Origin of the sequence: Ochrobactrum sp. SFR4 (genome assembly GCF_019730395.1) — a bacterium.
Classification (GTDB): Bacteria; Pseudomonadota; Alphaproteobacteria; order Rhizobiales; family Rhizobiaceae; genus Pseudochrobactrum.
Genome location: NZ_JAAPBB010000796.1, coordinates 1 through 270, shown reverse-complemented (window position 1 = coordinate 270; position 270 = coordinate 1). Strand labels below are relative to the sequence as shown.

Sequence of the window (270 nt, the reverse complement as noted above, 5' to 3'; positions counted from 1 at the left end):
CAGGCATAGCCCCCGATACCGGCAAAGCCCGCATGACCGAGACTGATTTGTCCGGCATAGCCTGTGAGAATGACAAGACCCAGAACAGCCAGTCCGTTGACGAAAACCAGAGCACCGATACGGAAATAGAAGCCTGACGGGAAGAACAGCGGCGACAAAGCGATGATCGCAGCCAAAACCAGCAAGGTCAGTAATTTAGCAGAAATACGGGGCATCAGACACGCTCCGTCGTTTTGTTGCCAAACAGGCCTTGCGGCATGAAGAACAACA

General features: G+C 53.3%; 1 pseudogene. It reads right to left on the bottom strand.

Annotated features, from left to right (window positions below):
- A pseudogene (locus tag HBA93_RS21260) lies at positions 1 to 215 on the bottom strand (branched-chain amino acid ABC transporter permease); the annotation flags it as partial.
- Positions 216 to 270 lie beyond the last annotated feature (55 nt).